Here is a 17583-nt window from a genome sequence, read left to right as displayed (position 1 = left end):
CCAAGCGATGATACCGCTCGGGAACGGTGCAAATCCGATGCATGATTTGCTCGGAATCGTTATATCACAGATACTTAAGCTGCAACATATGAGAAGGGCGAGGTCGGCACTGCCGAACCCCGCCCCTCTGATGCGATGTCGAAGCGATCAGACGCCGGCTGCGGCCGCGACTTCAGCCGCGAAATCGCTGACTTCCTTCTCGATGCCTTCGCCGAGCTGAAAGCGGACATAGTCTTTCAGCACGATCGGCTTGCCGGCTGCCTTGGCGGCGTTGGCGACGACGTCGGAGATCTTGGTCTTGCCGTCCATCACCAGCAGCTGGCTGACCAGTGCGTTCTCCTTGCGGTACTTGGCGATCGCGCCTTCCACCATCTTGGCGATGATATCCGCCGGCTTGCCCGATTCGGCGGCCTTTTCGGTCGCGATCGCGCGCTCGCGGGCGACGATCTCGGGGTCGAGGCCGTCCTCGTCCAGCGCCAGCGGAAAGGCAGCCGCGATGTGCATCGCGATCTGCTTGCCGAGCGGCTCGAGGATGTCGGCGCCGGCTTCGCTCTCGAGCGCGACGAGCACGCCGATCTTGCCGAGACCCGGAGCGGCCGCGTTATGGACATAGGGAACGATCGCGCCCGAGGTCACTTCGAGGCGCTTCGCACGGCGAATCGTCTGATTCTCGCCGATCGTCGCGATATTGTTGGTCAGGATCTCTTCGACGGTCTTGTCGCCAAGCTGCGCCGACTTGATCGTGTCGAGCGAATCGCCCAGTTCGAGCGCGACTGAGGTCACGTCGCGCACGAACGTCTGGAACTGCGCGTTCTTCGCGACGAAATCGGTCTCGGAATTGACCTCGACCGCGGCGCCCTTGGTGCCGGAAACCTCGACGCCCACCAGGCCCTCGGCCGCGGTGCGGCTGGACTTCTTGGCGGCAGCGGCCAGGCCCTTGGTGCGCAGCCAATCGATCGCGGCGGTCATGTCGCCGCCGGTTTCGGTCAACGCCTTCTTGCAGTCCATCATGCCGGCGCCGCTCTGCTCGCGCAGATCCTTCACCGCTGCTGCCGTGATCTCGGCCATGTCTCTTGTCCTCTTGTGCTTCGGATATGGTTGCGGACGGGGAAAGGCCTGCGCCCTACCCCGCCCGTATTTCAGTTCAGCGACGCTCAGGCGTCGAGCTGACGCTCTTCCTCGGCGGCAGCTTCGGACGCCACGGCTTCGTCAGCTGCCGGAGCAGCTTCAGGGGCCGGCGTGAAGTCGATCGCCTCGACTGGCTCGGCGGCTGGCGCCGGCTCGACCGTCAGGGCTTCCTCGACCGGCGGCGCGTCCATTGCGCCGACATCGACGCCGCGGCGAGCGACCTGCTCGTTGCCGCCACGGGTCGCGGCGATCGCGATCGCCTCGCAGTACAGGCGGATGGCGCGGCTTGCGTCGTCATTGGCGGGAACCGGGAAGGCGATGCCGTCCGGCGACACGTTCGAATCGAGGATCGCGACCACCGGGATGCCCAGGGTGTTGGCTTCCTTGATCGCCAGCTCTTCCTTGTTGGCGTCGATCACGAACATCACGTCCGGAATGCCGCCCATGTCGCGGATGCCGCCGAGCGACAGCTCGAGCTTGTCCTTCTCGCGGGTGAGCTGAAGCACTTCCTTCTTGGTCAGGCCGTGCGTGTCGCCCGAAAGCTGCTCCTCGAGCGTCTTGAGGCGCTTGATCGAGTTGGAGATGGTCTTCCAGTTGGTGAGCATGCCGCCCAGCCAGCGATGGTTGACGAAATGCTGGCCCGAACGGCGGGCCGCGTCGGCGACGGGCTCCTGCGCCTGGCGCTTGGTACCGACGAACAGCACCTTGCCGCCGGCCGCGACCGAGGCATTCACGAATTCGAGCGCGCGCGCGAACAGCGGCACGGTCTGCGAAAGATCGAGGATATGGACGCCGTTGCGGTCGCCAAAGATGTAAGGCTTCATCTTCGGGTTCCAGCGGTGGGTCTGGTGGCCGAAATGCGCGCCCGTTTCGAGCAATTGCTGCATGGTGACGACTGGTGCCGCCATAAGATAGTTCCTTTCCGGTTGTGCCTCTGGGAAGCGAGTAATCCGGATTGCTCCGGACACCGGCGATGTGTGCTTCCCATGCGGTGTGAAGGCGCGCCACTTAGCGAAGCCCTTCGTGTAAATCAAGCATTGACAATGAGAACACTAAGAGAACATATAGTGCTCACAGCGGGGACATGGAACGGAACACCGGCTCGCCCGGTTTTTTTGAATCCGGTTTCTGCCCACGCAATCAGGGAGTTGGGCGATGATGACGGTTCTCGGTATCCTGGTTTTCGCCGGCGCCCTTGCGGCTGCCGTTTCGGTGTTCGCGTTCACGCTGGTTCCGGCGCTGCCGCGAGTCATTGCCCTGCTCCGCGGCGAAGCCGATCCGGCTTATGCTCCCGCACCGATGCTGATCCTCAGCGATCGTCGCCTTCGCGCCCGCCTTCGCTCGGTACCGGCAGGAGCAATTGCGGGTCGGCGGCAGGCGCTCCGCGCAGCCGCCTGACCCGCCGATAGGCATTGATGCTGAACGGCATGGTCGCGAGATAGGCAATGCAGACCAGCGACAGCGTATGCCATGGCGCCGAGATCAGCGCCGCGCCCAGGATCACGACGATCACGATCGCCTCGAACCGGATATTGTTGCGCAGCTTGAGCGACGACCAGCTGTACGTCGCAAAGCTCGACACCATCAGCGTCGCGACGAACCCGACCCAGGGCGCCACCAGCAGGGGCGAGCGCAGCCAGGGCAGGTCATTCCAGAAAGACAGATAGAGCGGCAGCATCGCCAGCCCCGCGCCCGCCGGTGCCGGAATGCCGGTCAGGAAACCCGCCGATTTGTGCGGCTGCTCGGTCACGTCGATATTGGCGTTGAACCGGGCAAGACGCAGCGCGCAGAACACGGCGAAGACCAGCGCGACCAGCCAGCCGACGCGCGGCAACTCCTTCAGCGACCAGAGATAGAGGATCAGCGCCGGCGACACGCCGAAGGAGATCGCATCCGACAGCGAATCGAGCTCGGCACCGAACCGGCTCTCTCCCCGCACCAGCCGCGCGACGCTGCCGTCGAGCCCGTCGAGCACGCCGGCGATCATGATCATCGTCACCGCCAGTTCCCAATGGCCTTCAGTCAGGGGCAGGCCGCTGCTCGCCGAGATGGCGAAGCGGATGCCGGTCAGGCCGAAGCACAGGGCAAGCGCGGTGACCGCGTTGGGGGCGACCGCGCGTAGCGGGAGGCCGCGCGGCGTTCGCCTGGCGAGCGGACGCCTCATCGGATGCCCGTCATTGCGCGATGCCGGTCGCGGCGCTCATGCCTGGCCGGCCGAGGATGGTCTCGCCCGCGACACTGCGCTGGCCGAGCGCGACCTGGGGTGCGATATCGTCGGGTAGATAGACGTCGACCCGGCTGCCGAAGCGGATCAGGCCGACGCGCTGGCCGGTCGCGACCATGTCGCCGGGCTTCACGAAGCCGACGATGCGCCGCGCGACCAGCCCGGCGATCTGGGTGAAGCCGATGCGGCGGCCATCACGTCCCTCCACCACGATATGCTGACGCTCATTCTCTTCGCTCGCCTTGTCGAGATCGGCGTTGAGGAACTTGCCCGAGATATAGACGACCTGGCGGATCGTGCCTGCGATCGGGGTGCGGTTGATATGCACGTCGAACACCGACATGAAGATCGAGACGCGCACCAGCGGCGCATCGCCCAGGCCGTTCTCGCCGGCCAGCTCGCGCGGCACCGGCACACGCTCGATCATGGTGATCAGCCCGTCGGCAGGCGCGATGATCAGCCCCTCCCCTTGCGGCGTGACGCGTACCGGATCGCGGAAGAACGCCGCGACCCACACGGTCAGCCCGACCAGCGGCCAGGCCATGAACCAGCCGAACCACCACAGCGCCAGCAACGTGACCGCGCCGGACAGGAGAACATATTTGCGCCCCTCGGGATGCATGTCGGGAAAGCGCCATTTGATCGCGGGCGTGCCCGACGGCGGCGTATCTATTGAAGCCATCGACGCGGTCTATCCCGTGTGCCCCCTCAAGACAATGATGCCCGTGGCCGACGGCCGAAGACGGCCGGTGAGAAAAGGTCGCCACGACGATGTTGATCCGCGCGTGCCTTCCTCCTAGACGCACCTCGAAACCTCCCCCTCTTGAAAGCGAGTATCGATGGCGAAGATCAAGGTGAAGACGCCTGTCGTGGAGATCGACGGCGACGAGATGACGCGGATCATCTGGCAATGGATTCGCGAGCGCCTGATCCTCCCCTATCTCGACATCGATCTCGATTATTACGATCTGGGCATCCAGAAGCGTGACGAGACCGACGACAAGATCACCGTCGACAGCGCCAAGGCAATCCAGAAATACGGCGTCGGCGTGAAGTGCGCCACGATCACCCCGGACGAGGCGCGCGTCGAGGAATTCGGTCTCAAGAAGATGTGGAAGTCGCCCAACGGCACGATCCGCAACATCCTGGGCGGTGTCGTGTTCCGCGAGCCGATCGTGATGAAGAACGTGCCTCGCCTGATCCCGGGCTGGACTCACCCGATCGTCGTCGGTCGCCACGCCTTTGGCGACCAGTATCGCGCGACCGATTACCGCGTCCCCGGCCCCGGCAAGCTGCGCCTGGTGTTCGAGGGCGACGACGGCACCGTGATCGACGAGGAAGTGTTCCAGTTCCCGTCCTCGGGCGTCGCCATGGCGATGTACAATCTCGACGATTCGATCCGCGATTTCGCCCGCGCCTCGATGCATTACGGCCTCAATCTCGGCTGGCCGGTCTATCTCTCGACCAAGAACACCATCCTCAAGGCCTATGACGGCCGCTTCAAGGATCTGTTCGCCGAGGTTTTCGAGAGCGAATTCAAGGACAAGTTCAAGGAAGCTGGCATCGTCTATGAGCATCGCCTGATCGACGACATGGTCGCATCGGCGCTGAAATGGCATGGCGAGTTCGTCTGGGCCTGCAAGAATTACGACGGCGACGTCCAGTCGGACCAGGTCGCGCAGGGCTTCGGCTCGCTCGGCCTGATGACCTCGGTGCTGCTCACGCCCGACGGCAAGACGGTCGAGGCCGAAGCGGCGCACGGCACCGTCACCCGCCACTTCCGCATGCACGAGCAGGGCAAGGCGACGTCGACCAACCCGATTGCGTCGATCTTCGCCTGGACCGGTGGTCTCAAATATCGCGGCAAGTTCGACGGCACCCCCGAGGTTACCGAGTTCGCCGAGCTGCTCGAGAAGGTCTGTGTCGACACGGTCGAGAGCGGCAAGATGACCAAGGATCTCGCGATCCTGATCGGCCCGGATCAGCCCTGGATGACCACGGAACAGTTCTTCGAGGAAGTGCGCATCAACCTCGAACAGGCCATGGGCGCCTCGAAATAACGGCACCTGCCGGAAGCGCTGACACCGCCCGCTACATCCAACGGGGTGTAGCGGGCGGTTTTTTATTGGAGCCGGGCGCGGACAATCGACACTTAAGCGTCCTTCACCGGCTGACAAACCGTCCCCGGGGTGGTTAAGTACCCCCATGGCAATGGGATTGGATAATAAGGGCTTCAGCGATGCCCTGGTAATTTTGGGGGCCGCGGGCCTGGTCATTCCGGCATTTGCGCGGTTGAAGATCAGCCCGGTCATCGGGTTCATCCTGGTCGGGCTGCTCGTCGGCCCGTCCTGTCTCGGGGCGCTCGTCGGCGACTATCCGTGGCTTTATTACCTAACCATCTCGGATCCGCATTCGATCGAGCCCTTCGCTGAATTCGGCATCATCCTGCTGCTCTTCTCGATCGGACTGGAGCTGTCGCTCAAGCGATTATGGTCGATGCGAACTCTCGTGTTCGGCACCGGCGCGGCCGAACTGATCGGCTCGGGCCTCATCATCGGCCTGGCGATCCATTTCACCGGCTTGGGCTGGGCCGGCTCGATCGGCCTCGGTTTCGCCCTCGCTCTCTCCTCCACCGCGCTGGTGCTGCCGATCGCCGGCACGAGCAGTCCCGTCGGGCGCTCCGCCTTTGCGATGCTGTTGTTCGAGGATCTGGCGCTTGTCCCGATCATCTTCGTGCTGGCGGCGCTCGGCCCCGGCGCGGGCGATGGCTGGGCGCCGGTCGTGCGGGTGATCGGCGGCGGTGTGCTGACCATCGCCGTCATGTTCATCGGCGGCCGCGTGGTGCTGCCCCGCCTCTTCGCTCAGGCCGCGCGGACCAAGAGCCCGGAACTGTTCCTTGCCGCCTCGCTGCTCGTGGTCATCGTCGCCAGCCTGGCGACGGCCGCGGTCGGCCTGTCGCCGATCGTCGGCGCCCTGCTCGCCGGCGTGCTGATCGCCGAGACCGACTATCACAGCGAAGTCGAAGTGATGACCGCGCCGTTCAAGGGCCTCGCGCTCGGCGTGTTCCTCATCACCGTGGGCATGAGCCTCGATCTCGGCTCGATCATGGAGAACTGGCCGGCGCTGGCCGCGGCGATCGTCGCGGTGGTGGCGGTGAAGGCGTTGGTCACCTTCGGCCTGCTCAAGCTTGCCGGCATCCGCAACGGCGTCGCCGCGGAGACCGGCCTGTTGATGGGCAGCCCCTCCGAGACCACGCTGATCGTGCTCGGCACCGCCGCGGCGGCCGGCCTGATCCTGCCCGCGACCGCGAGCTTCTGGCAGACGGTCACCGCGATCGGCCTGACCATCACGCCCCTGCTCGCCTGGCTCGGCCAGAAGGTGGCGCGCCGGATCGAACTGCGCGCCGGCGGCGACGCGCCCGAGGCGGAGATATCCGCGGAGGGGCCCGGTACGGTTGTCATCGGCTTCGGCCGCGTCGGGCGCATGGTGGCGGACATGCTCAAGGTGCACGGCCAGCCCTTCATCGCGGTCGAGGCCGATATCGACGCAGTGAAGGCAGCGCGCGCCGACGGTTATCCCGTCATCTTCGGCGACGTCGCGCGGTCGGAGCTGGTCGACCGCCTCAATCTCGGCCGTGCCAGGGCGCTGATCCTGACGATGGACGATCCGGTCCTGTCGGTGCAGCTGACGCGCCGGGTGCGCGGCTGGGTGCCCGACCTGACCATCGTCACCCGCGCCCGCGATACCGCGCACGCCGCCGAACTCTACCGCGCCGGCGCGACCGACGCGGTGCCCGAGACGCTGGAGAGCTCGCTGCAATTGTCCGAGGCGCTGCTGGTCGATCTCGGCATCGCCGTCGGCCCGGTCATCGCCTCGATCCACGAGAAGCGCGACGAACTCCGCAAGGAGATCAAGGAAGCGGCCGACATGGTACGCGAACCGCGCCTGCGCCGCGCGCGCAAGGCGACTGTCGAAACCTGATCAGCCCTGGGTTGCCGTCCCGGCCACGACATAGAGCGTGACCAGCATCCCCGCGAGCACCGCGCCGGGCCGATGGCTGCCGGTACGGCTCCACGCAAAGGTCATGATGGCACCCACAGCAGCCAGCACCGGCACGAACTGGATCGCGATGACGGTGGTCAGCGGATCGAAGCCGGTCACCAGCGTGCCGGTCGCGAAGAAGGTGCCGTAGACGAGGCCCAGCAGCACGACGAACCCGCCGCACAGGATCAGCATGGCCGAGACATATCGGCCCAGAGCTCCGTCGCGCATGACCGTCAGCGAGCGCAGCACGCGCCCGGTCATCAGGAAGGCCAGCGTGATCGGCACGACATAGATCAGCGCGATCAGCCATTGCCGCGCGCTTGGCGGCTTCACCGCCACGACCCAGAAGCGGAGGTCCGTCAACAACAGTCCCTGCACTACCGCCAGGACCAGATAGGCGGCCAGCGTTACCAGGAGTGCGAGCAGGATCGTCCTGACCCAAGCCGCCCCCGGCTCCTGCCCGGCAAGGCCCCGCCGCCCGAACAGCCAGGTGAGCCCCGCCCCGACCAGCGCCCACACCGTGACCTGAGTCGTCACCGTCTGCGGCAGGATCGCCGTCGCCGGCACCAGCAGGAAGATCGCGATGAAGGCCGGGAAGAAGGTCAGCATCGGCACGCCGGCGGCGATGATGACCCTGCGCCACCATCGCGCATCCCGGCCCGGCCCTGCGGCAACGGCATTGCCCCGCAGCGAGGCGAAGAACGGCGCTGCCAGTAGCAGGTCGAACAGCCCGAGCACCAGCGGCACGAATCCGAGCAGGCCGATACCCGTCCCGATCTCCTTCCAGAACCAGATCTGATCGGCGACGGGGCGCGGATGGCCGCCGGTGAGGGTGTGCGCAAACCAGTCGGTCGCGTCCCCGATCGCCGTCGTCGAGATGTGATCGCCCGGGTGCGTGGTAGAGGGCTGTACCAGATAACGCGCCGTGCCCGCCGGGATCGACCCATAGAGCTTTCCAGGCTGCACCGTGCCCGCCGTGCCGAACAGTTGCTTCAGCTTGGCGCTCTGCCCGACATCCATGGCACGCGGGGCGCCCCACATCAGCTGCGAGAATTCGTCGTAGCGGCTATAGACCAGCCCGAGATTGCGCGGCCATGCGGGCGTGCCCTCCTTGGCATAGGGCGCCCCGGTGGACGATCCTTCCAGCACGATCGCGCGATAGGCGTCAGGCATCGCCGCCGCCGCGGCGAGCACCGTCCAGCCGCCCATGCTGTGCCCCTCCAGCCCGAGCTGACCTTTGTCGACGAAGGGCAGCGAGCGGAGATAGGCGAGCCCGTCCGGCCCGCCAAAGCCGTTCGAGAATGCCTTGCCGCCGCTATAGCCATGCCCGGTCTGGTCCATCGCCAGCACGACATAGCCGCGCCGCGCGAACTCGATCGCAAAGCCGTCCTGCATTTCGCGCGAATTGATATAGCCATGCACCGCGAGGATACCGGGCGCCGGCCTGGCCGGGCTCGCGGCCGCCGGCACATAAAGCAGCGCGCTCATCTCCGTGCCGTCGGCGCCCCTGAAGCGGATATCGCTCACGCGCGTGCCGCCGGAGGTCTGGATCGCGCTGGCGAGCAGCGCTCCGCCAAGGATCATCGCCAGCCCGATCGCCGCCAGTATCCAGCCCGGCCAACGCCGAACCGCCGAGGGCGAATCGAGATCGGCCGAAGCCTGCTGCTGGCTGTCCATTACATCCCTCCCCCATCGGGCCCGGTCGCACGGCGCCGGCGCTCTCGGACGATGTCATGCGCCACCGGACGAACCCTGTCGAGACGATGTCAAATTTGCCCAAGCCACTCTATTGGACCTGCATGTGTGTCCTGGCCTTTGCGTGGCAAGCGCATCCCCGCTGGCGGCTTCTGCTCGCCGGCAACCGCGACGAACTCCATGCCCGACCGGCGCAGCCGCTCGAGCGCTGGCACGAGCCCGACCATCTCCTTGCCGGCCGCGATCTCCAGTCGGGCGGGACCTGGCTCGGCGTGTCCGAACAAGGCCGGTTCGCCGTCGTTACCAACCTGCGCGGCTTCGGCGCGCCGGTGGCGGGCCTCGCCTCGCGGGGCGCATTGGTGACGGATTATCTGGCGGGAGCTGGTGCCTACGCCGATCCGCTCGCCGCCGATCTGTCGGCCTTCAATCCGGTCAATCTGATCGTGGCGGATCGGCAAGGCGCGCATTTCCTGTCGAACCGACCGGACATCACGCGGAGCGCCCTCGCCTCGGGCCTGTACGGCCTGTCCAACGGCAGGCTCGACGAACCCTGGCCCAAGACGATGCGGCTGAAATCATGCCTGCTCGACTGGATCACCGGCGATGCGCGCGACCCGGAGCGGCTGTTCGAAGGCCTGCACGAACAGGTGCTGCCCGATATCGGCCTCGAACCGCGCTCGCCTTCCGATGTGCCACAGGAACCGCTTCAGTCGCCGATCTTCATCCGCAATCCGGTCTATGGAACGCGGTGCAGCACCGTCGTCGCGATCGACACACAGGGCCGCGGCGTCATCATGGAACGGCGCTTCGCGGCGGATGCCAGCGAAACGGGCAGGACGAGCCTGACCTTTTCCTGGCCCGACTGACCCGACGGTTCAGGCCGTTGCGGGCTGCTCGGCCAGCGCTGCCCTGATCGCCTCGACCGCTTCCGCGCCCTTCGACCCATCCGGCCCGCCGCCCTGCGCCATGTCGGGCCGGCCGCCCCCGCCCTGCCCGCCCAGCACGGTGACGGCGCGGCGCAGCAGGTCGACCGCGCTATAGCTCGCGACCAGATCGTCGGTCACGCCGACCGCGATCGAGGCGCGGCCTTCATTGACCGCGACCATCACCGCCACGCCGGACCCGATCCGCTGCTTGGTCTCGTCGACCGCGCCGCGCAGGCCCTTGGCGTCGAAATCCTGGACGACCTGGCCGACGAAATTGACGCCGCCGACCTGCTCCGGCCCCGCCGCGGCGGATGAGCCGCCGCCCAGCGCCAGCGCCTTCTTCGCCTCGGCCAGTTCGCGCTCCAGCCGCCTCCGGTCCTCGACCAGCGCCGCGACACGCGCCGGCACTTCGTCGGGCGACGCCTTCAGCGCCGCCGCCGCCTCGCGCAGCTTCTCGTCGCGCGCCGTGAACCATTGCCGTGCCGCCTCGCCGGTCAGCGCCTCGATCCGGCGGATGCCGCTCGACACCGCACTCTCGCCAACGACCTTGAACAGGCCGATATCGCCGAGCTGCTTCACATGCGTGCCGCCGCACAGCTCGAGCGAATAGGTCTTGTCGCCTTCGCGGCCCATCGAGACCACGCGGACCTCGTCGCCATATTTCTCGCCGAACAGCGCCATCGCGCCTTCGTTGATCGCCTCCTCAGGCGTCATCAGCCGAGTCGAGACGTCGCCATTCTCGCGGATATGCCGGTTCACATCGGCCTCGACCTCGGCGATGCGCACCGGCTCGATCGCCGTTGGCTGGGAGAAATCGAAGCGCAGGCGGTCGGGCGCGACCAGGCTGCCCTTCTGCGCGACATGCAGCCCCAGCCGCTGGCGCAGCGCCTCATGCAACAGGTGAGTCGCCGAATGATTGGCGCGGATCGCACCGCGACGGCCATGGTCCACCGTCAGGCGCACTGCATCGCCCACCGAGATATCGCCCGCCTCGACATAGAGGCGGTGCGCCCAGAGGCGGCCGAGATGCTTCTGGGTGTCCTGGATCGACCCGCGCAGACCCTTCTCGCTGGCGATCGACCCGGCATCCCCCACCTGGCCACCGCTCTCGCCATAGAAAGGCGTCTGGTTGACGACGAGGTCGACCGTATCGCCCGGCCCCGCGCGATCGACGCGCGCACCATCCTTGATCAGCGCGAGCACCTGGCCCTCGCCATCTTCAGCCGAATAGCCGAGGAATTCGGTGCTGCCGGTTTCCTCGGCGATGTCGAACCAGATGTCGTCCGACGCCCGATCGCCCGAGCCCTTCCACGCCGCGCGCGCCTTGCGTTTCTGCTCTGCCATGGCTTCGTCGAAGCCAGCGCGATCGACGCCGAAGCCCTGCGCGCGCAGGGCATCCTCGGTCAGGTCGTACGGGAAGCCGAACGTGTCGTAGAGCTTGAACGCCGTCTCGCCCGCGAGCGTCGCGCCGGGCCCCATGCCGGCGGTCGCCTCGTCGAGCAGGCGCAGCCCGTTGGTCAGGGTGCGGCGGAACTGAGTCTCTTCCTGCAGCAGGGTCGCCTCGATCGAGGCCTGGGCGCGCAGCAGCTCGGGATAGGCGGAGCCCATCTCGGTCATCAGCGCAGGCACCAGCCGATGCATCAACGGCTCCTTGGCGCCGAGCAGATGCGCGTGCCGCATCGCGCGGCGCATGATCCGGCGCAGCACATAGCCGCGGCCTTCGTTCGCCGGCAGCACGCCGTCCGCGACGAGGAAGCCCGAGGCACGGAGATGATCGGCGATGACGCGGTGGCTCGCCTGGGTGTCGCCCGTGCTCGGCGTCCGGGTCAGCGCGCTCGATTCGGCGATCAGCGCCTTGAACGTGTCGGTATCGTAATTGTCGTGCACGCCCTGCAGCACCGCCGCGACGCGCTCCAGCCCCATGCCGGTGTCGATCGACGGGCGCGGCAAATTGGTGCGCGTGCCGTCGGCCGACTGCTCGAACTGCATGAAGACGAGGTTCCAGATCTCGACGAACCGGTCGCCATCCTCGTCCGGGCTGCCGGGAGGGCCGCCGAAGATATGGTCGCCATGATCGTAGAAGATCTCGGAACAGGGGCCGCACGGCCCGGTGTCACCCATCGACCAGAAATTGTCGGAGGTCGCGATGCGGATGATCCGGCTCTCCGGCAGGCCCGCGATCTTGCGCCAAAGGTCGTACGCCTCGTCATCGGTATGATAGACGGTGACGGTCAACCGGTCGCCCGAAATGCCCCATTCCTTCGTGATCAAATTCCAGGCGAGCGAGATCGCGCGTTCCTTGAAATAATCGCCGAACGAGAAATTGCCGAGCATCTCGAAGAACGTGTGATGACGCGCGGTATAACCGACATTGTCCAGGTCGTTATGCTTGCCGCCGGCGCGCACGCACTTTTGCGAGGAGGTCGCGGTCACATAAGGCCGGGTTTCCAGGCCAGTGAACACGTTCTTGAACGGCACCATCCCGGCGTTGACGAACATCAGCGTCGGATCGTTCTGCGGCACCAGCGGCGCGGACTGAACGCGGGCATGCCCCTCGGCTTCGAAATAGTCGAGAAAGGATCGGCGGATGTCGTTGGTCGATGTCATGCTGGCGACTTAAGGCCCATCCATCGTTCCCGCAACGGTTCTGACGGTGGCCTGCCGTGCGGCGATCCGGTACGCTGGCACGATCGAGCGAGGCTGGCACGGCGGCAAAGCGGATCCATTCGCTAAAACGTGCCAGAGCCACCTCCCTCGTTCGTTTCGAGCGAAGTCGAGAAACAAACCGCAAAAGCTGATTACGGTTTCTCGACTTCGCTCGAAACGAACGGAAGGATAGAAATCGCGCTCCGGCTGAACCTGAGCCTACCCGAACGGCCGCTCGATCGATGGCGGCGGCGCGCTGAACCATTTCGGCCCGGCTTCGGTCATGTGGAAACAATCCTCCAGCCGCACCCCGAACTTGCCCGGCAGGTAAAGCCCCGGCTCGTCCGAGAAGCACATGCCGGGCGCGAGCGGCGTCGTCTCGCCATGGACGAGGTTGACCGGCTCGTGCCCGTCCAGCCCGATGCCGTGGCCGGTGCGGTGGGAGAGGCCGGGGAGCTTGTAACGCGGGCCATAGCCCAGGCTCTCGTAGAGCCGTCGCACCGCGTCATCGACACTGCCCGCCGGCGCGCCCAGCTTCGCCGCGGCAAAGGCCGTCGCCTGCCCCTGATGGACATGATCCCACACCGTGCGCTGCTCGGCATTCGGGGTGCCGAAGACGAAGGTGCGCGAGACGTCGGACTGATAGCCCTGCACCGTGCAGCCGCAGTCCATCAGCACCACCTGGCCGTCGGCCACCACCTGCGGCGCGCGGCTGCCATGCGGATAGGCCGCCGCCTCGCCGATCAGGATCAGCGCGAATTCGGGGTCACCCCCCAGCTTTTCGGTCGCGGCGTTCATCAGCGCGCCGATATCGGCCGGCTTCATGCCCTTTTCGATTCGCGGATGAGTCCAGCGATAGGCAGCGATCGTCACATCCGTCGCGGCCTGCATCAGCGCGATCTCGGGCGCGGTCTTGATCATGCGGCAGCCGCGCACGACCGGATTGGCGGAAACGAGTTTAGCGCCCGGCAGTGCCCTGGCCAGGCCGTTGACCGCGAAATAGCGCAGGGTCTCCTCAATGCCGATCGGGCGCGTGGCCAGCTTGCGGTCCTTCAGGAAGCCGGCGACGACCACCAGCGGGTCCTCATCCTCCTGCCATACCCGAACCTCGGCCGGCACGCCGAGCGTCTGGCGCACCGAGGGTTCCTCGAAGAACGGCGTAACGATGCACGGATCGCCCTCGACCGGCAGTACGGCCGCGGTCAGCCGCTCGCTGCGGCCCCAGCGCACGCCGGTGAAATAGATCAGCGACGATCCCGGCTCGATCAGCACCGCGCCGATGCCGTTCGCCTTCATCAGCCCCTGCGCCCGGGCGATCCGCGCACGGCGCTCGTCGGCGCCGATCGGGGCAGTCCCGCCGGTAATGGCGTTCAGTGCGGAAAGATCGGGTTCCGCCGCGCGCAGGATCGACGGCACCGCGAGCAACGAAAGACCCGTCATCGCGCCGCCGAGCAGTTCACGTTTCGTCACGCGCATGGGGCGCCCTTTCCGTTTGTTGCGCGCGGACATAAGGCGCTTGACCGCGCCGCCGCAATCCCCTTCCCTGCCGCGCAAATCTCCCGGGGACATCTTCATGGCCAAGCGCCTTACGCTCTACATCATCATCGGCCTGGTGCTTGGCCTGGTCGTCGGCTGGGGCCTGCATGTCGCGATCGACGACGGCACGCCCGCCTCCGCTGCGGCGCTCGAGAAGATCGCCGGCTATTTCTCGATCATCACGACGCTGTTCCTGCGCCTGATCAAGATGATCATCGCGCCGCTCGTCTTCTCCACGCTCGTCGTCGGCATCGCGCATATGGGCGATACCGGCGCGCTCGGCCGGGTCGGGCTGCGCTCGCTCGCCTGGTTCATCTGCGCCAGCCTGTTGTCGCTGACGCTCGGCATGATCCTCGTGAACCTGCTCCAGCCGGGCGTCGGCCTCGGCCTGCCGATCCCGCCCGCCAATGCGGATGCGGGCATCGTGAAGACCGCCTTCAACCTGAAGGACTTCGTCACGCACGTCGTGCCGTCGTCGATGATCGAGGCGATGTCGACCAATGAGATCATCCAGATCGTGGTCTTCTCGGTGTTCGTCGGCGTCGCGATCACCGCGGTCGGCGACAAGGCCGCGCCGCTCGTCCGCGCGCTCGAAGGCCTGGTCGCGGTGATGCTGCAGATCACCAATTACGTGATGCGCTTCGCCCCTTTCGCAGTGTTCGCGGCCGTCGCCAGCACGCTCGCCGAGCGCGGGCCGGGCGTACTCGCCGATCTCGGCTATTTTATTCTCACTTTCTATATCGGGCTGGTGCTGCTCTGGCTGCTGCTGATCGGGATCGGTTTCCTGTTCATCGGCAAGCGCACCGCGCTCCTCGTCCGCTATATCCGCGATCCGCTGATCCTCGCTTTCTCGACGGCGTCGTCCGAGGCGGCCTATCCGCGCACCCTGGAGGCGCTCGACCGGTTCGGCGTGCCGCCCAAGATCGGCAGCTTCGTCCTGCCGCTCGGCTATTCGTTCAACCTCGACGGCTCGATGATGTACATGACCTTCGCGTCGCTGTTCATCGCCCAGGCGTACGGCATCCATCTGTCGATCGGCGAGCAGATCACCATGCTGCTGGTGCTGATGGTCACGTCGAAGGGCATTGCCGGCGTGCCGCGCGCGAGCCTGGTGGTAATCGCGGCGACGCTGTCGCTGTTCAAGATCCCCGAAGCAGGCCTGTTGCTGATCCTCGCGGTCGACCATTTCCTCGACATGGGCCGCTCCGCCACCAACGTCGTCGGCAATGCGATCGCGGCGAGCGTCGTGGCGAAATGGGAGGGCACCCTCGATCCAATCGAGCCGCCGGATGTGGAACCGCCGCATGCGCCGTCAAAGGGCGTGCTGTAGGGCATCGCAAGCGCCTAGAGTAGCTTGCATTAAATCAGAGCCACCACCGCCCGTTCGTCCTGAGTAGCCATCGAGGTGCCGCGCAGCGGCGTATCGAGAGGGCGTATCGAAGGACAGGTTCCGCGCGACAACCTGTCCTTCGATACGGGCTCTCGATACGCCTTCGGCACCTCGATCCCTACTCAGGACGAACGGATCAGATTTTACGCTCGCCGCTCTAAAGCCTGCTCCCCAATCACCGTTCGTCCCGAGTAGCTATCGAGCTTGTCGAGATGGCGTATCGAGGGACATGAGTCTCGGTACGGGTTCTCGACAAGCTCGAACCCTACTCGAGACGAACGGCATTGGTCGATCCCAGCGAGTTCGCCTCAGGCGTAAGCGTAAGGCCCGCCCTTCGCGAGCGCCGCCTGATAGGCCGGCCGCGCATGAATCCGGTCGAGCCAGGCGATGGTATGCGGGCGCGAGGCATCGAGCCCGGCACGATTGCGCGCGGCTTCGAGCGGGAAGCTCATCATGATGTCGGCGCCGCTGATTTCCTCGCCGGCGAACCATGGACGCTGGGCCAGTTCGGATTCGACATAGTCGAGATGGACGTCGATCATCGGCTGGATGCGCTTCGCGACCTTCTTGCCGAGGAACGGGATGCGATTGACGACGAGCTTCACCAGCAGGGGCGGCATCATCGATCCTTCCGCATAATGCAGGAACTGGCGGTAGCGGAGTACTGAATCGCGGTGCGGCTGCGGGCCGAGCTGACCGTCGGCCTTCTCGACCAGATAATCGATGATCGCGCCGGTTTCGGCAATGACCCGGCCGTCGTCGCTGTCTTCGATCACCGGCGACTTGCCGAGCGGGTGCACCTTTTTCAGCTCGGGCGGGGCAAGCATGGTCTGCTTGTTCCGCTCGTACCGCCTGACCTCATAAGGCATGCCGAGCTCCTCGAGCATCCACAGGATGCGCTGCGAGCGGGAATTTTCGAGGTGGTGCACGATGATCGTCATGGGCGATCCTCTCTTATCTGTTGTGTGCCGACCATAACCACGCCGCGGCCGGGAAATCCACGACATCGCCGGAACGGTGACGCGCGATGACGGCCTCGACCCGGCCCAGCATCGCCGCCCGCTCCCCGGCCGGCGCCTGGCGGAGCAGCGACGCAGCCGGCCCGATCCGCTGCAACAGGCTCAGCGCATCGGCGAGCGGATCGATCCCCTGTCCGGCGCGATAGGCGAAATCGACCGGTCTGGCCTCGATCCGCGACCATCCCGCCGCGTCCAGCATGGCACGGACGAAATCCGGATCGGCAAAGGCGAAGGGGCCGGGCACGTAACCCTCAGGCGCCGGCGGCATGTCGCCGATGGCGGCGGTGACGAGCTCGGTCGCCCAAGGGTTGAGCGCCGTTTCCCGGAAACAGGAAAAGATCAGGCCGGCGCCGGGCTCCGTCCCCTCGCGCAAGGTCGCAAAGGCCGTAACGGGATCGGGGAAGAACATCACGCCGTGGCGCGAGACGATGAGATCTACGGGTGCGAGACCGGCGAGATGATCCTCCGCCGGGCCGCAGCGGAAGGAGAGATTGTCCAGGCCGCGCGCGCGTTCGGTGGCGATTGCGATCAGCGAGGGCGAGATGTCGATCCCGACTACCTGCCGCTCCGGCAATGCCCCGGCCGCGGCCAGGCTGGTAGCGCCGGCGCCGCAGCCGATATCGACGATCGTCTTGCTGCCCGACGCCGCCATGTCGAGGATCGCGGCGTTGAGATGCGCCGCCAGCCCGGCGAGGCAGCGGTCGGTCCGCTGCCATTCCTCCGCCCAGACATCGCCGACCGTGCCGGACCAGTCGTTCGCGCTCGTCATGCTTTCCGTCTCCACATTCGCGCGATCAAAGGCCCGCCGGGGCCGCTCTATCCCGCATCCGCCGGGCGAACCAGCATGGCGAAGGGAAATCGCAGCCCTCAATCCCAACCCGAAATCCCCGGCCAAACCCCGTGCCCCACAATATGAAAGGCCCGCCGACGCGGGCGGGCCTTTCCGGGTTTTGCGACGGGGAAACGCCGCGTGAA

The 17583-nt window shown here is 66.1% G+C and carries 13 protein-coding genes; 4 read left to right on the top strand and 9 right to left on the bottom strand.

Features of this window, described 5'->3' with window-relative positions:
- Positions 1-147: 147 nt before the first annotated feature.
- The 4 genes from tsf to ACZ1I5_RS09020 all read right to left on the bottom strand — a co-directional run bounded on the left by tsf (position 148) and on the right by ACZ1I5_RS09020 (position 4034).
- The gene (tsf, locus tag ACZ1I5_RS09035; protein ID WP_465173358.1) at positions 148-1068 is read right to left on the bottom strand and encodes a translation elongation factor Ts; all 921 of its coding nucleotides are present in this window, start codon (positions 1066-1068) and stop codon (positions 148-150) included.
- Between the two features lie 86 nt (positions 1069-1154).
- Entirely contained in the window at positions 1155-2036 is an 882-nt protein-coding gene (gene rpsB, locus ACZ1I5_RS09030) for a 30S ribosomal protein S2 (RefSeq protein ID WP_465173357.1), read from the bottom strand.
- Between the two features lie 401 nt (positions 2037-2437).
- Complete coding sequence (locus ACZ1I5_RS09025) at positions 2438-3292, bottom strand: CDP-alcohol phosphatidyltransferase family protein (RefSeq protein ID WP_465173356.1); 855 nt, start codon at positions 3290-3292, stop codon at positions 2438-2440.
- A 10-nt stretch (positions 3293-3302) separates the two neighbouring features.
- Complete coding sequence (locus ACZ1I5_RS09020; RefSeq protein ID WP_465173355.1) at positions 3303-4034, bottom strand: phosphatidylserine decarboxylase; 732 nt, start codon at positions 4032-4034, stop codon at positions 3303-3305.
- A 157-nt stretch (positions 4035-4191) separates the two neighbouring features.
- Here ACZ1I5_RS09020 and ACZ1I5_RS09015 point away from each other — a divergent pair, with 157 nt between their 5' ends.
- Both ACZ1I5_RS09015 and ACZ1I5_RS09010 read left to right on the top strand, forming a co-directional pair.
- Positions 4192-5412, top strand: coding sequence for an NADP-dependent isocitrate dehydrogenase (locus ACZ1I5_RS09015; RefSeq protein ID WP_465173354.1), 1221 nt, complete (start codon positions 4192-4194; stop codon positions 5410-5412).
- Positions 5413-5557: 145 nt separating this feature from the next.
- Positions 5558-7333, top strand: a complete 1776-nt coding sequence (locus ACZ1I5_RS09010; RefSeq protein WP_465173353.1) for a cation:proton antiporter domain-containing protein — start codon at positions 5558-5560, stop codon at positions 7331-7333.
- Here ACZ1I5_RS09010 and ACZ1I5_RS09005 read toward each other — a convergent pair whose 3' ends face one another.
- A complete protein-coding gene (locus ACZ1I5_RS09005; protein WP_465173352.1) occupies positions 7334-9073 on the bottom strand; it encodes an alpha/beta hydrolase family protein in 1740 nt (579 codons plus the stop codon). It abuts the gene before it with no gap.
- A 122-nt stretch (positions 9074-9195) separates the two neighbouring features.
- On the opposite strand from ACZ1I5_RS09005, the gene ACZ1I5_RS09000 reads away from it, so the two are divergent.
- Entirely contained in the window at positions 9196-9957 is a 762-nt protein-coding gene (locus tag ACZ1I5_RS09000) for an NRDE family protein (RefSeq protein WP_465173932.1), read from the top strand.
- A gap of 9 nt (positions 9958-9966) precedes the next feature.
- Here ACZ1I5_RS09000 and alaS read toward each other — a convergent pair whose 3' ends face one another.
- Together alaS and ACZ1I5_RS08990 are read right to left on the bottom strand one after the other, a co-directional pair.
- A complete protein-coding gene (gene alaS, locus ACZ1I5_RS08995; RefSeq protein WP_465173351.1) occupies positions 9967-12624 on the bottom strand; it encodes an alanine--tRNA ligase in 2658 nt (885 codons plus the stop codon).
- A gap of 258 nt (positions 12625-12882) precedes the next feature.
- The gene (locus ACZ1I5_RS08990; protein ID WP_465173931.1) at positions 12883-14103 is read right to left on the bottom strand and encodes a M24 family metallopeptidase; all 1221 of its coding nucleotides are present in this window, start codon (positions 14101-14103) and stop codon (positions 12883-12885) included.
- Positions 14104-14236: 133 nt separating this feature from the next.
- Here ACZ1I5_RS08990 and ACZ1I5_RS08985 point away from each other — a divergent pair, with 133 nt between their 5' ends.
- The gene (locus tag ACZ1I5_RS08985; RefSeq protein WP_465173350.1) at positions 14237-15529 is read left to right on the top strand and encodes a dicarboxylate/amino acid:cation symporter; all 1293 of its coding nucleotides are present in this window, start codon (positions 14237-14239) and stop codon (positions 15527-15529) included.
- A gap of 368 nt (positions 15530-15897) precedes the next feature.
- On the opposite strand, the gene ACZ1I5_RS08980 is transcribed toward ACZ1I5_RS08985, so the two are convergent.
- Both ACZ1I5_RS08980 and ACZ1I5_RS08975 read right to left on the bottom strand, forming a co-directional pair.
- A complete protein-coding gene (locus ACZ1I5_RS08980) occupies positions 15898-16530 on the bottom strand; it encodes a glutathione S-transferase family protein (protein ID WP_465173349.1) in 633 nt (210 codons plus the stop codon).
- Between the two features lie 13 nt (positions 16531-16543).
- Positions 16544-17377 (bottom strand): class I SAM-dependent methyltransferase, encoded by an 834-nt coding sequence (locus tag ACZ1I5_RS08975; RefSeq protein WP_465173348.1) that lies wholly within the window; start codon positions 17375-17377, stop codon positions 16544-16546.
- Between the last annotated feature and the right edge of the window lie 206 nt (positions 17378-17583).

Source organism: Sphingomonas sp. BL-S-30 (assembly GCF_055521475.1).
Note: the sequence above shows the minus strand (reverse complement) of the source record. Positions and strands in the feature narration are given on the sequence as shown.